Genomic DNA, 13,967 nt, shown 5'->3' on the forward strand with positions numbered 1-13,967 from the left:
GGGCAAAGAATAAGGGGGGTTAGCTCACCTATTAGACGACAATCGAGCTGACGGATTAATGACGATGTCGTGTCGGCTATAGCTATGAAGAAACCAGCCATCCCCTGAGAGGGATAAAACAAAATCTCAATTCTCTAGAAACGATGTGTGAGATCGCGTTTCTAGAATTTAATCTCAAGAAAAAAGACACTTTTAACATCCCCATTCGATAGAGGGCTGTACAAGTGCCTAACAAAACAATTGATTCCTATCATACTCGTGTTTATATGAACGGAAGAGACCTCGGCTTGAAACAAGCTGATGCAGCTTACATTGCCGAAATATCCCCCGAACCGGCCAACGAATTGAGGCCGGTACCCATCAACCTAATCGCGGCCGCATGCAGGACCAACGCACCGTCCCTGACCCTTGGCGGATGTGTGGGAAGACGAGCTAGAGCCAATGCTGCGTCGAGATCCGCGCCTCAAACCCATGACCCTGTACGAGTATCTGCAGGATAAATATCCAGGCCAGTATCCCCAAGTCCTGCGGACCCTGCAACGTCGGGTAAGAACGTGGAAAGCCTTGCATGGTCCGAGCCCTGAAGTGATGTTTGAACTACGTCATGAACCAGGGGTACAAGGGTTCTCCGATTTTACAGAACTCAAGGGCATCACGATTACCATTGCCGGTAAACCGTTTGAGCATCTGATATACCATTACCGTCTGGGATATAGCGGCTGGCGATATGCCCAGATTATCCAAGGAGGCGAAAGCTTTGTCGCCCTTTCAGAAGGATTACAAAATGCCTTTGAAGCCTGTGGAGGTGTTCCTAAACAGCATCGTACCGATAGTTTGAGTGCAGCCTATCGCAACATGGGCGGCCGTCGGTCCAAAAATCTCACGCGTTTGTACGACGAACTGTGTGACCACTATCGGCTAGAACCCACTCGTAACAACAAAGGTATAGCCCATGAAAACGGTTCAATCGAGTCTCCCCATGGTCATTTGAAGAACCGAATTAAGCAGGCGATCTATCTGCGCGGCAGTGCAGATTTACGAGCGTTGCTGAATATCAAGCCTTGATTGATGCACAGGTCGCCAAGTTAAATCAGCAGTGCCAAACCAAGTATGAGCAGGAAAAGAGCATCTGCAACCCTTACCTAAATATCGAACCCCTGACTATGAAGTGCTCACGGCCAAAGTCAGCAAACGCAGCACCATTGATGTCCGCTGCATTCTATACACCGTTCCTTCTCGGCTAATTGGCCGTCAATTGGAACTGCATCTATACCACGACCGGATTGTCGGCTATCTGGAACGACACCCGGTTGTGGAACTGCCAAGAAAACGCGTCAGTGGCAAAGGCAAACGTCGAGACCGTTGCATCAACTATCGCCATGTGATTGGTTCAATGCGATTGAAGCCTCGTGCTTTTATCTATTGCACCTGGCAATCAGACCTACTTCCCAATCCTGAATACCGCCAAATTTGGAAACAGCTCAAAGCTCAATTTGACCTGGAGCAGGCTGCCAAAATCATCGTTGAAGGTCTCTATATTGCTGCAGTTCAAGATAAAGAGCAGGCCGTAGCAGCATACTTACAGCAGCAACTCCAGGCGTCCAGTCTCACCCTCAATCGCCTGAAAAAGCAGTTTGAGCCTCCTCAGATGAAGCAGGTTCCTGACCTCAGCATTGAACAACATTCCCTCGACCTTTATGACAAACTCCTCCCCTCCTACTCAGTCCCCGCTAAGCCCCTACCAACACCTGAGCCTCTATTTAAAAAAGCTCAGGCTCTCCCACATGCTGACCCATTGGGAATCTATCGAATCCCAAGCTATGCAGGAAAGCTGGTCCTATGCGGAATTCTTACTGGCCTTGTGCGAAACGGAAACTCAACGAAGAGAACAAGCTCGTCTAAAGCGAGCTCTCACCGAAGCCAGACTCCCAAACGCAAAAGTTTTACCAACTTTGACTTTAGCCATTGCCCCCAGCTCAATCCAGCTCCCTTAATGCAATTAGCCGCAGATCCAGGGTGGTTGGAGCGGGCCGAGAACTGCCTCCTTCTGGGGCCTTCGGGCGTTGGAAAAACACATTTGGCTACTGGGGTCTCCCAAAAGATGCTGGAGTTTGGTAAACGGGTGAAGTTCTTTGCAGCCAATGCATTGGTCCAACAATTGCAACAGGCTAAGCTCCAACTGCAGCTGCATCCGGTGCTCAAAAACTGGACCGCTATGATCTATTGGTCTTGGATGACTTGGGCTATTGCAAAAAGTCGGAAGCGGAAACATCCGTTCTGTTTGAATTAATTGCGCATCGCTATGAACGTAAGAGTTTGTTGATTACAGCCAACCAACCCTTTAGCCAGTGGGACGACATCTTTACTGATTCGATGATGGCGGTGGCTGCCATTGATCGCTTAATTCATCACGGTTTGATTATCGAAATTCAAGCCGATAGTTATCGACGTAAATCAGCGACTCAGAGGACTACTCAAACTCAGTCTCAACCTCAAAAATCTCAGTCCAAATAATCGAGCGATCACAGGTTGTCATTTCGATCACGGGTTGTCGTTTTGATCTGAAAGTGTCGTGTTAGGTCTGAAAAAGAGCTAGCGCAAAGGAGGTGTGCGCCAAATAATACGGTTCAATTTTAGGGGCTGATCCGACTTTTGGTTGTCGCGACATCGCCTATGGGGTTGACATCCAATACTCACCTCAAGTCTTTTGCTGGTAAGTACTTCAGGACTTGTGGGTAAGGCATAGATAAAAGCAGAGATGCTGTGCTTGTTGAGTGACGAATACTTCAACGGTGACATTGCTCGGGGTCTACTACTCCGTCACCCCAATCTTGATTTGCTTCGAGTTCAAGATGTAGGTTGAAAATTAGTCAATAAAATTAGAGAAGTATTCAGGGCAACCGCACATAGTTCTTCATGAAGAAGGTATAACCTTGTCAGCAGCGCTGAGGAGTTTGAGCAAGTATTCGTCATCCCAACCCGCCTTGAGCCGTTTTGCCTTAACCCCACATTTCGCAGTTGACTCTTGCTGCAGCAAATTAGCAGCAATATGACGAATAACAGACAGGTTTTGAGCACTGTATCCCTGACAAGCCCGAAGCTTATCTTCACGAAAGCCCACATCCAAAATCCAGTGCAACTGATTTTCAATCCCCAATGAGAGCGCACAGCATCGGCAAACCGTTGTGCATCACTCTCAATGCTCAAAAGGTAATAGCGCTGCTGAAGTGTTCCTGGGTGTCCTGGCTGACGACGACACGATTCAACACACCCAATCGACTTCAATTGAGCCCAACGCTCAGCCCCCAGTAAGTAATCGGTTTGCCCCATTGTCCAATAGGTACGATGTTCAATTCGCCCATGCCCTTTCTCGACGGTTGATAGCTATCATGCTCAATCCCTGAAATTGAGTCTGACAAGCATGCTCAAACAGTTGCACTACATCGGTATATAAATCCCCTTGATTGCCTTGAGGGCCAACACATAATCACCTTCGCCCTCAATAATCGTCTCAGCAATCGCTGTTTGACAGCCCATTGCATCAATACTGACCAATGCTCCTTCTAGATCTAAAACTTTCAGTAATTCAGGGATAGCCGTAATCTCATTGGATTTCTCATCAACGGTTCGTTGACCTAAAACGAGATGATTGTGGCTCGCCCATGCACTGACCATGTGAATCAAGCTGCGCTGCTCACCTGGCGCAAATGCTCCGCGCAGCGTCTTACCATCAATGGCAACAAGTGCCCCTTCGCTCAATTTATAGATCGCTTGAGTCCAATTGAGAAAGCATTGCTGCAATTGTTGAGGTTTCAATCTGGCAAAGACCCATTCGAAGGTGTCATGGGAGGGAATGCCGTTTGGCAATGCTAGCCATTGCTTTAACCACTGGGCTTTGGAACGACCATAATTGGACACCTCCACCCAATTATCCGCTCCACAAAGGACGGCACATAGGGTGATGATGACGATGTCTTCTAGCTGATACTCTATGCGATGGGCTGCTCGTGGGTCGTCTAGGTCGCTGAAGTGTTCAATAATTGAGGCAAAGGGGGAGGATGTCATGGCTTGCTGAGTGTTGCTTTTGAGGCATTATCCTCCGACCTCTTCCTATTCGACTACTTTGTTAACTTCTATGTGCGGTTGCCCTGGAGAAGTATTCTACATAGGCTGGGAATCTATTACGCTTCAGCTATTTAGGGAGAGAGCTACTTCCGACGAAACAGGAGAGACTGTTCAATTTGGCGGATCTTCTTGCCTAATTTTCCAGACTGAGGATGATTCAGAATGATGATATAAGCCTCTGTCGTAAACTGCAGGTTATTTATTAATTGTTCAATTAATTTGTTTGCAGCCGTTTCACTTTCAAACAACTCTCGTTTGCGAACCACACCCATGATGCAAAACCGCTCTTCTGGAAACATCTCAACAACTTTCTCGACCAGATAGGCTTCTTTTACCTGAGGATAAGTCTGCACCTGTTGAATCAATGAATCGATTTCGGACTGATCTAGAGTATGGGGTTTAAATTGATGATGCTCAGAGACTGTAGCCCTTTCGGTTTGGGCTTTTTGTAAGCATAGTTGATGTTGTTCAGCGCGCTCTAGGTACTTTTGGGCTTGCTCAGCCTGCTCTTGCTTAAGGTGGAAATTGTATAACAACTCACAGCCATCGATCACCCAATCGATCCTCTGGTCAATCGCTTTTTCAAGACAAGTGATACCTGCAGCATCTTCCTTCTTCAGCAGTACTTGACCAAGGGCATAGTTAGCTGCAGCATGATCAGGTTGTCTTTCTAGTACCGCTTGCAGTAAAGGCAATGCCTCATTCTCATCCCTCATTTCCAATGTATAGTAGGCCCGTTCCCAAGCCTCTTGATCTGTAAGTCGGCGCGTTTTAATCGCTTGCTCTAGACAGTTGAGCTTGTCCTGAATATCTGACAGATAGGCAAAACGTTGTCGCCACGGTGTTGCAGCAGCATCATACCAATCTCGATCAAAACGTTGGACAAACTGTTGGAGCGTATTACCCAACAGCATTTGGGCTGCGCTGGTTTGGTGATGGTCTAGTCTAGACAGAGGATTGGCATTAGACGCCTGATATTCGAGGGATTCTAGTCGATCTGCCAAGCAAGGATGGGTGTCTTCGTTATGGGTTCGTACTTGTAACCCTTCCTGTAACCACTTTTTTCCCTGAGTTTTTTCAACGGGCTGGGGCAAACATCTTAGTAAGGAAGAATAGACATTTGTTGGTGGATCCGGCTGCTGACCTACTTGGTCATAAATCTCTGGCCAAAAGGACTCGTCTAGATACTTGGCCTTAACTTCCACATGAATCAACGCCTCAGCCATACTTTGGGCACCAATAAGCTGGGCTGCACATTGATCTGCTTCGTATTCATTGATGCGAGCAAGGGCGAATGAGTAGGCATTAAAGGTTGGCCAATACCACTTCAAAAATTTGTTTAAGAAAAGTTCCGAGCCTATTTGTCCGCTCTCATGTAATCGCTGGTAAATTTGCATCCAAGTTTTGCGAATGCGATAAATCCAAGCTGCGAATCGCGAATGGTTGCCTGATAAATGGCCTAACTCATGGGCAAGGACTGCCTGAAATTGCTCTAAAGATAATGCTTGCAATAGGGGCAAGCCCAGCAGTAAGTAATTCTCTTGCCATCCCAAAATACCTAAGCGAGGGACTTGAACAACCGCTGCATTAAATTCCGCATTCAAAAAAATGTTGTGGAATCGGGGAGCTTGCAGTTTTTGGGTCAACTTATCCACCAATGCAAAAAGTTGAGGCACTTGCTCCCGATTTAACGCCACCCCTTCCGGTTTAGGGAAGGTAATCCATAAGGATTTTAGAATCAAACCAGTGATCGCAATTAATCCAATCAGGAGTTTGACGGCATTAGAATCTAATCTATTGCTGATCACCATTAGCCAAACAATGACCCCCATCAAAGCCAACAGCCCGGCTAGCATTAGAAAGATATAGGCATATCCTAACGCTGCGTATAAACCCACTCGCAGACGGTAACCTTTTGGATCTCGTTTAGAGAACTCTTCAAATTGGCGAATAAGTGCATCAAACTGGTCCTGAGTTTGTTCCATAAAAAATTATTGTGTGGGTAAAGAAGTGGCTAAATGACAAGTTCAATGTACTGAGGTTTAGCCCTTCGTTAGTATTGACTTCAAAAACATATTTTTTTAGATCAATAATTTTTTTTATGAAATAGTTGGATCAAGTTCTATGGCTGTGCTTTGCAAGAATTTTCAAGAATTAAGCCCCAAAGAAGTTTTTACTCTGATATCAAAAAGCTATACTGTTGAGGATAAATTTGGGTTGAACCTGATTTGTGGTTAAATCTAGCTTCATATGTAGCTTAACCCTTTTCTCAAAGACCATAAAATAAGGGCTTTGAGGTACTTCTGCTAGTCAGTCTGGCAGGGAGCATGTCACCTTTGCAAGCTAGTATTTATACTCATCTCAGAAATCCTTGCTAGCCTTGCTTTCAGACACCAAATTTTTAATTCTAAATTTTGTGCATCTGCAAAGGTGACATGCTCCCAGTCTGGCAGATACGTGATCTGGAAAAGTTTTGCGAGTTTAAGATTCTTGAGGGTGGGAGAAATACTCTAGATCTAGCTTTCAGAAATTTATCTAAGAACCTGTTTTAAAATTTATAACCCACATTCCGCAGGTTGGGTTCTGAAAATTGGCAATTAAATCTAGGCTGTTTTTGAAGTGTGAAAACGCATAGATTTAGAGCCGAAACCCCAAGTTCTGATAAATCTCTGTGGACATTCTAGATCAAGTGGCTGTTATTAGGGCTATGCCTTACCCACAAGTCCTGAAGTACTTACCAGCAAAAGACTTGAGGTGAGCTAACCCCCCTTATTCTTTGCCCCAGAGAATGCCTAGTGGGCACGGCGAGGAGGTTGAACCCCTATTCTGTCGTTGACGATGCTGTGGAAAAGGCCAATCTACGGGATATTGAAACATTTGTCTTAGCACCAAAAATGCTTCTGCATATGCGTTTAATCCACTTGTGGGTAAGGCATAGGTTATTAGGGGGTCAACTTAGCCCAATAGCCATAATTTTCTAAATTATGGCTATTGACAAGTCAACCTGCGGAATGTCCGCTTCAAAGGTTAATCCATCAAAGGCTCCGAAGATGACTGCAAAAGCGACGACTCCTGCCTAACTCAGACTAGCAACTATCGAGACATGCTTACCTCGTTGAGGCTGCTCACCATAGGCACGCTGTCCTTTAATGGCCCAAGCAAACAGACAAATCAGTCCTACATGGATGCCCGATTCATCAATGAAGATCAAGTCTTCAGCCCGAACATCTCGTAGCTGCTCCCAGTAGTCCCGGCGTAACGCTTGCACTCGTTCACTTCCCTTAGCACTCGGATGAAGGGATTTTTTTTTACGGGTCAAATTGAGGTGCTTCATCACACGACACATCGTCGGCGTACTCACTCTCACTCCTACTTGGGCTTTGAGTGCCTCACACAGTTCACCCAAAGTAATATCTGGTTGAGCTTCTACAAGGCTTTGGATAAGCTCAATCTGCTGTGAACTCAGTTTTCTCGGGCGACCTGGACGAGGTTTGGGGGAAAGCTCACCTGTTTGCCGATACTGCTTCAACAGACGAGTAACGAAACTGGGAGCGACTCGAAATCGTTTAGCCAGTTTGCGCTGAGAGATAGATTCATTTTCGTAGGTTTCAATGATCTTTTGGCGCAAGTCAAGAGAGTAGGCTTTCATTGCTGTAGTACTAAGGATATTTGACTTTCTACTGTACTTTTTATTTATGAAATCCGCTATACAGCTTTTTATCTCTGATACATTAAGTCGGTTCTTGCTACATATTTCACACCTCTAGACACCTCAGCCCCTTCATGAAGAATGAGATGCTGGAACAAAAGACCAAAGCCCTTTCGAGGTGTAATTGAGCGTACTGATTCGGTTAGGAAATTTGTTTGTCCACCATCAAAATCATCGTTCAAATAGACGAGAAATGAGTAATAACTCTTTTCATTTCCATTCCGTTCAAGTGAGCCATCATAATGAGGGCTAAATTTCATGCCAACTTTATATCGATAGCATCTAAAGCGTTCATTAGCGCTCGACAAGATTCTTCCCTGCATTGTTGACGGGACGTACTCTTGTACTTTTAAAAATAATTTCTTTGCAAGAGCGGAATCGTTAAAAATAACTCGCTCATTATTGCGTACATTGGTATTAATCTCGGCCTCTCCATCATTACGCACCGTTGCCAGACTAGGGTTAAGCAGATTGATCTTCCTAATTAATTCATCGCATTCTTTGAATGTCAAAATATTAGGAATCTTGATAATTAATGGAGCTTCTTTATTGACAATGGGCATAAATATTTATTGTAGGGAAATTGAACGTACCAGTCATAAGGGACTTCAGCTATCTTTTAAGCACTTAAATCAATCAGCCCGCATCTACAACAATGTCCAAGATCTGGTAGAGAAGGATATTTTAACCCAGGGTTGTTTTACGTTACTCCTAGAAAAAATAGGATGGTTCTACTGACCAACAGTAGAGAGACCGATGAGCCATCTAATCGATACTTTGAAGCAAGTCCCGGATTTCCGCAGTGCCCATGGCCGTATTCATCCGTTATGGCTGCTGTTGCTATTGATGGTGATGGGCATGCTTGCTGGATATCAAGGGTACCGTCCGTTAGAAACCTTTGTGAGCGATTATCGCCAGCCTTTAAGTGAGCTATTGGGGCTTGAGAGCCTCGAAGTTCCGTCTCACTGTACCTTTCGTCGAGTGATGAAGGGGCTTGACTTCCAAGCGTTGAGCCACCAATTTGAAGCATGGATGCTCTCGAAAGCCCAGACTCACTCTCCCGATAATTATGCAGCCTCCATTGATGGCAAACGGATTCGTCAGGGGCTGACAGATGCCAAGGGGAAGCAGCGTTTTGTAGGGTTGGTGAGTTTATTTGCGGTGGAAGCAGGCATCACCCTCAAGCTCGAAGCCCTCACTCAGGAGGATAATAGCGAAATCAAAGTCGTCCAGGCACTGTTGGAAACCCTTCAACTCGATGGCTTACTGATTACCATGGATGCCTTACACGCCCAAAAAAACACTTGAGAAGATTGTGGCCTCGGGTAACGACTATCTCGTGGCGGTCAAATCCAACCAGGGAAGACTTTACAACCATCTTCAGACTTACTTTGAGTGTCTTAAACCCATGGCTGAGCACATCCACTCCGCCCAAAGTAGAGGACGAGATGAACATCGGTGTATACAGGTTTATGAGCCTGTCGGCATAGCCTTACAGGAATGGGAGGCAATTCGCTCTGTGCTTTGTGTCCAACGATGGGGCACTCGCAAAGGAAAGGAAAGGAGTATCACAATACGGCCTATTACATCAGTTCAGCTGCCACCTCACCCCATCATTGGCAATCTCTGGTCCGAGAACATTGGGGCATTGAAAATCGGTTGCATTGGCCGAAGGATGTTGTTTTTGGCGAAGATGATTATCGACTCGAAGATGAACAAGCACTGCTCAATTGGTCAGTGCTTAGAACTATTGGGATTAATATCCTGCGGCTAAACGACTATCAATCCCTCAAAACCGCGATGACTAAGCTGGCTAATCGGGTCGATATTATTTTTTCGCTGCTAACTTAAAACAGCCCTGTATTTTAACCTGCCATTGAATGTCATTGACTCGTCTAATTGGCTAAAAAGGTAAAGTAGAAAATCTTCTCTAATACTTCTAGCTAGTTTAGATTGGGTTTATACAATTAGGCTTGATCGACTTAGCTATTCAAACTACAAAAGCCAGACAATGACCAAAAGGAATAGTAATTTTACGGATTATCTGAAGGTATTCACTACCATGATGCAAGAAGTTGCTAGATCTACTCCTCCATCCTGGGAAGAAGGAGTGATTACTATTCGTCGCATTGGCCAGGATATTACATGCGAAGTAATTAATACAAATACATCTGAAAAGCTTGAAGTTAGTGAAAATATATTCCTGCTGTGTCGTGAATTAGCAAGCTTTAAAACCTCTCCAGACTGGGAAAGTGATTGGTCAGAAGCGACGTTTCCTTACATTCTCGGAAATGAGCCTGGTGATTTCATGAGTTTGGATGGAGTTTATAAATACTCAGAGAATAAACCCGGTAAATGATGCAAGTGTCAACACATAAATCGCATTATACTCCGAACGAGTTGAAAGTTTACTTTTTTTATGAGCTTCAAATTCCTTGGTAGAGAGAGTTATAGCTTAATCTAAAATGTTAAGCCCTCAGCCGTTGGCAGTATAAACTCATTGCTCTTGCTTTCAGATCTGTCTGGATTCGCTTGGCGTATCAACAAAGTAGAGTTGCTCTTTGCTGATAGCCCTAACTTACCAACTACGAAGTTGCGATCAAAAGGAGACCACACCAATAACCAGTCTCATGAAAACCTGCTAACCCATTACTTGTGAGCAAAGTCTCCTCAGTCTGCTTAGAAGGAATGGCTGAGACTCCTAGCCTATAGTCAAAATCCAGCAACTTGTAAGGACTTAGGATTGTCGCCATAGCCAGCTTTAACGGATTAAGAATCATTCAGGGACACACCATCTTTTTCTATAATGAGTGTCTGATCATCTGTTTGGGTATTCATCGTGGCTGTTACTCCCTTATCCTCTGCTGACCAATCCTCTGGCGCACAACAATATCCGGATGCCTTGGGTCGCTTTGGTCCCTACGGCGGGAAGTATGTCCCCGAAACCCTGATGCCCGCCCTGGCAGAGCTAGAATCAGCCCTAGCCCAATACCGCAACGATCCAGACTTTCAGGCAGAACTCAGCCAACTGCTCAAAGACTATGTAGGTCGGCCTAGCCCCCTTTACTTTGCCGAGCGGATTACCGCCCACTATGCTCGTCCCGATGGCAGTGGTCCCCAGATCTATTTAAAGCGAGAAGACCTTAACCATACGGGAGCCCACAAAATCAACAATGCCCTCGCTCAAGCCCTGCTTGCGAAGCGCATGGGCAAGCAGCGAATTATTGCAGAAACCGGAGCTGGACAGCATGGGGTGGCAACAGCAACCGTCTGTGCCCGCTTTGGCTTTGACTGCGTGATTTATATGGGGGTCCAGGATATGGAACGTCAAGCCCTCAATGTTTTTCGAATGCGGCTTTTGGGCGCGGAAGTTCATCCTGTAGAAGCAGGGACTGGGACCCTTAAGGATGCCACCTCGGAAGCCATTCGCGACTGGGTGACCAACGTAGAAACCACCCACTATATTTTGGGTTCTGTGGCTGGTCCTCACCCCTACCCGATGATGGTGCGAGACTTCCATGCCGTGATTGGCCAAGAAACTCGCCAGCAATGCCAAGAGCAGTGGAACGGCACCCCTGATATCTTGTTGGCCTGCGTGGGGGGTGGCTCGAATGCGATGGGTCTATTTCATGAGTTTGTACCGGATACTCAAATCCGCATGATTGGGGTGGAGGCCGCAGGCGCTGGCGTTAATACTGATAAACATGCAGCCACCCTCACCCAAGGGGAAGCCGGAGTGCTGCATGGGGCCATGAGTTATCTGCTGCAAGATGAAGATGGTCAGGTGTTAGAAGCCCATTCCATTAGTGCGGGACTGGATTATCCTGGCGTGGGTCCTGAACATAGTTTTCTTAAAGATAGTGGCCGCTGCGAATATTACAGCGTCACGGATACAGAGGCAGTCGCGGCCTTTCAGCGGTTAACGGAACTGGAAGGGATTATTCCAGCTTTAGAAACGAGTCATGCGATCGCATATCTGGAAACCCTCTGCCCCCAGTTAGAAGGCAGTCCCCGAATTGTTATCTCTTGTTCGGGTCGGGGCGATAAAGACGTCCAAACCGTAGCTAAGTTTTTAGAGCAGCAATCTCCCCAGTAGGCTGGCCTGCAAGAGAAGTACCGATATTGCAACAGCAAAAGTTAATAAAGGGTTAATATTAGGTTGCGGTTCGTTTAAGGCTTCAACTCCATGCCCTTTGTCGTTTTGGGAGTGGTGAGTTTCCTGTCCTGGTTTATCAGCATGGTGGCGGGTGGCGGCAGCCCCTTAATACTGATTCCACTGGTCAGTTTTATGTACGGTGCCCAGGCAGTTGCTCCCGTGATTACAACGGGGATGCTGTTAGGAAATATCCAGCGACTCTTTTATTTTTGGGAAGATATTGAGTGGGAAGTCACCCTATGGCAGCTACCGGGGGTGATTGTTGGCTCAATTCTGGGGGCCTTTACCCTGAACTACATCAATTTAGAATGGCTGCAGCTCGTCATCGGCCTCTCTTTATTGCTGATGGTGGCGAACTATTGGTTTGGCAATCAGGAAAGTACCTTTACCCTCAAGACCTGGCAATTCCTCCCCTTAGGATTCGGCAATTCCTTTGCTTCAGGCCTAATTGGCAGTACGGGGCCGATTATGAACCCGGCCTATATTAATTACGGGCTGCTAAAGGAAGCGATGGTGGCGACGAAAGCGGCCAATATTATTTTGGCCCACGTGATTAAGCTGTGCGCTTATGCGTCCTTAGGTAACCTGAACAGAGAATATGTCATTTATGGCGTGGTGATTGGGGCGGCGGCGTTTCCTGCCAATTGGTTAGGCCAGTGGGTGCTCAGCAAGATGAGTAACGACCTCTTTAAGCAAGTCACGTTTATCTTTATTGGGGTAAGCGGCATCTTGATGCTGTGGGAACAACGCCAGGTTTTGATGGCTTGGTAGAAGCCCCTTGCTAAATCTAGAAAGCTGGCCTTTTCTTTCATAAGGGCCAGCTTTCTAGATTTACCCCTTACAAAGTCGAGGGCTATCCCAACCAGCGGGCGGCATCTTTTGCATGGTAGGTCAGAATCATATCGGCTCCTGAACGCTTAAAGCTCATCAGGGTTTCCATCACCACTTTTTCTTCATCCACCCAACCGTTGAGGGCTGCAGCTTTGACCATGGAATATTCACCGGACACGTTATAGGCCGCGACGGGCAAGTTAGAGGCTTGCTTTACCTGCCAGATGATATCCATATAGGCCAAAGCAGGTTTCACCATCAGCATGTCTGCCCCTTCGGCGATATCCAGTTCAATTTCTTTGATCGCTTCGCGGGAATTAGCGGGGTCCATCTGATACGTTCTGCGATCGCCAAATTGAGGCGCAGATTCAGCCGCATCGCGGAACGGCCCATAGTAGGCAGAGGAATACTTGGCGGCGTAGGACATAATTGGAATGTCTTCAAATCCCCCTTCATCTAGTCCTGCCCGGATCGCCTGGACAAAGCCATCCATCATCCCAGAAGGGGCAATAATATCAGCGCCTGCCTTGGCTTGGGAAACGGCGGTTTTCTTCAGCAACTCCAAGGTCGGATCGTTGAGAACCCGACCCGTTAAATCCCCCGTTTCTAAATAGCCACAATGTCCATGCTGAGTGTATTCACACAAGCAGGTATCCACAATCACAATTAGATCCGGCACTGCTTCTTTGACAGCGGTAGAGGCTTTTTGGACAATGCCATGATCATGCCAAGCCCCAGTAGCATCGGTATCTTTCTCGGTGGGAATCCCAAACAAAATCACGGCGGGGATGCCCAGGTCATAGACTTCTTTGGCTTCTTCTACGACCTTATCGATGGAAAGCTGATAGACCCCTGGCATGGATGAGACTTCTTGAGCCACGCCTTCCCCCGGTACAGCAAATAGGGGATAAATCAGATCGTTGGTGGTGACAACGGTTTCTTGCACCATGCGGCGCAATTGAGGATGGCTGCGAAGACGGCGCGGGCGATGGGTGGGAAACATAACCAGTAGGACTCTGCAATGAACGATAGGAGGGGACTTGTGTCGCCATACCCAAAATCTTATTACAGTTCCTAACGCCCAATGAAGAGATGTTCATTATCTTCACGGTTTGCTGCATGGGTTCCTGATTCAAGCTAGCCAGG

The 13,967-nt window shown here is 46.5% G+C and carries 11 protein-coding genes and 3 pseudogenes; 8 read left to right on the forward strand and 6 right to left on the reverse strand.

Going from position 1 to position 13,967, the window contains the following annotated elements; all coding sequences use genetic code 11:
* Positions 1 to 441 precede the first annotated feature (441 nt).
* The 3 genes and pseudogenes from istA to istB all read left to right on the forward strand — a co-directional run bounded on the left by istA (position 442) and on the right by istB (position 2,514).
* Positions 442 to 1,065 carry an IS21 family transposase gene (istA, locus tag ON05_RS07355; protein ID WP_262561346.1) on the forward strand — a complete coding sequence of 208 codons (624 nt, stop codon included), beginning with the start codon at positions 442 to 444 and terminating at the stop codon, positions 1,063 to 1,065.
* 103 nt (positions 1,066 to 1,168) lie between these two features.
* A pseudogene (locus tag ON05_RS38450) lies at positions 1,169 to 1,267 on the forward strand (hypothetical protein); the annotation flags it as partial.
* Between the two features lie 517 nt (positions 1,268 to 1,784).
* Positions 1,785 to 2,514 (forward strand): annotated as a pseudogene (gene istB, locus ON05_RS07360) (IS21-like element helper ATPase IstB).
* Between the two features lie 400 nt (positions 2,515 to 2,914).
* Here the strand turns inward: istB and ON05_RS07365 are convergent.
* From ON05_RS07365 to ON05_RS07385, 5 genes and pseudogenes are all read right to left on the reverse strand, one after another.
* Complete coding sequence (locus ON05_RS07365; protein WP_262562183.1) at positions 2,915 to 3,121, reverse strand: hypothetical protein; 207 nt, start codon at positions 3,119 to 3,121, stop codon at positions 2,915 to 2,917.
* Positions 3,122 to 3,207: 86 nt separating this feature from the next.
* A pseudogene (locus ON05_RS07370) lies at positions 3,208 to 4,065 on the reverse strand (ISAs1 family transposase); the annotation flags it as partial.
* Positions 4,066 to 4,208: 143 nt separating this feature from the next.
* Positions 4,209 to 6,110, reverse strand: coding sequence for a M48 family metalloprotease (locus tag ON05_RS07375; RefSeq protein WP_010472803.1), 1,902 nt, complete (start codon positions 6,108 to 6,110; stop codon positions 4,209 to 4,211).
* Between the two features lie 1,091 nt (positions 6,111 to 7,201).
* On the reverse strand, positions 7,202 to 7,774 hold the full coding sequence (locus ON05_RS07380; RefSeq protein ID WP_010472801.1) for an IS630 family transposase: 573 nt from the start codon (positions 7,772 to 7,774) through the stop codon (positions 7,202 to 7,204).
* 68 nt (positions 7,775 to 7,842) lie between these two features.
* Positions 7,843 to 8,397, reverse strand: coding sequence for a 2OG-Fe(II) oxygenase (locus ON05_RS07385; RefSeq protein WP_010472799.1), 555 nt, complete (start codon positions 8,395 to 8,397; stop codon positions 7,843 to 7,845).
* A gap of 193 nt (positions 8,398 to 8,590) precedes the next feature.
* On the opposite strand from ON05_RS07385, the gene ON05_RS07390 reads away from it, so the two are divergent.
* From ON05_RS07390 to ON05_RS07410, 5 genes are all read left to right on the forward strand, one after another.
* Positions 8,591 to 9,142 (forward strand): ISAs1 family transposase, encoded by a 552-nt coding sequence (locus ON05_RS07390; RefSeq protein WP_262561347.1) that lies wholly within the window; start codon positions 8,591 to 8,593, stop codon positions 9,140 to 9,142.
* 228 nt (positions 9,143 to 9,370) lie between these two features.
* On the forward strand, positions 9,371 to 9,685 hold the full coding sequence (locus ON05_RS07395; RefSeq protein ID WP_071826362.1) for an ISAs1 family transposase: 315 nt from the start codon (positions 9,371 to 9,373) through the stop codon (positions 9,683 to 9,685).
* A 211-nt stretch (positions 9,686 to 9,896) separates the two neighbouring features.
* On the forward strand, positions 9,897 to 10,193 hold the full coding sequence (locus tag ON05_RS07400) for a hypothetical protein (protein WP_010480049.1): 297 nt from the start codon (positions 9,897 to 9,899) through the stop codon (positions 10,191 to 10,193).
* 480 nt (positions 10,194 to 10,673) lie between these two features.
* On the forward strand, positions 10,674 to 11,930 hold the full coding sequence (gene trpB / locus ON05_RS07405) for a tryptophan synthase subunit beta (RefSeq protein ID WP_010480051.1): 1,257 nt from the start codon (positions 10,674 to 10,676) through the stop codon (positions 11,928 to 11,930).
* Between the two features lie 90 nt (positions 11,931 to 12,020).
* Positions 12,021 to 12,761 carry a sulfite exporter TauE/SafE family protein gene (locus tag ON05_RS07410; protein WP_010480055.1) on the forward strand — a complete coding sequence of 247 codons (741 nt, stop codon included), beginning with the start codon at positions 12,021 to 12,023 and terminating at the stop codon, positions 12,759 to 12,761.
* 82 nt (positions 12,762 to 12,843) lie between these two features.
* Here ON05_RS07410 and hemB read toward each other — a convergent pair whose 3' ends face one another.
* The gene (hemB, locus tag ON05_RS07415) at positions 12,844 to 13,824 is read right to left on the reverse strand and encodes a porphobilinogen synthase (protein ID WP_010480057.1); all 981 of its coding nucleotides are present in this window, start codon (positions 13,822 to 13,824) and stop codon (positions 12,844 to 12,846) included.
* Positions 13,825 to 13,967 lie beyond the last annotated feature (143 nt).

It is taken from the genome of Acaryochloris sp. CCMEE 5410, from assembly GCF_000238775.2.
Classification (GTDB): Bacteria; Cyanobacteriota; Cyanobacteriia; order Thermosynechococcales; family Thermosynechococcaceae; genus Acaryochloris.

Coding starts and splice junctions, on each gene's coding strand:
- ON05_RS07380 (WP_010472801.1), bottom strand. CDS start 7,774: ATGAAAGCCTACTCTCTTGACTTGCGCCAAAAGATCATTGAAACCTAC.
- ON05_RS07390 (WP_262561347.1), top strand. CDS start 8,591: ATGAGCCATCTAATCGATACTTTGAAGCAAGTCCCGGATTTCCGCAGT.
- ON05_RS07395 (WP_071826362.1), top strand. CDS start 9,371: ATGGGGCACTCGCAAAGGAAAGGAAAGGAGTATCACAATACGGCCTAT.
- ON05_RS07410 (WP_010480055.1), top strand. CDS start 12,021: ATGCCCTTTGTCGTTTTGGGAGTGGTGAGTTTCCTGTCCTGGTTTATC.
- ON05_RS07385 (WP_010472799.1), bottom strand. CDS start 8,397: ATGCCCATTGTCAATAAAGAAGCTCCATTAATTATCAAGATTCCTAAT.
- ON05_RS07375 (WP_010472803.1), bottom strand. CDS start 6,110: ATGGAACAAACTCAGGACCAGTTTGATGCACTTATTCGCCAATTTGAA.
- ON05_RS07400 (WP_010480049.1), top strand. CDS start 9,897: ATGATGCAAGAAGTTGCTAGATCTACTCCTCCATCCTGGGAAGAAGGA.
- hemB (WP_010480057.1), bottom strand. CDS start 13,824: ATGTTTCCCACCCATCGCCCGCGCCGTCTTCGCAGCCATCCTCAATTG.
- istA (WP_262561346.1), top strand. CDS start 442: ATGCTGCGTCGAGATCCGCGCCTCAAACCCATGACCCTGTACGAGTAT.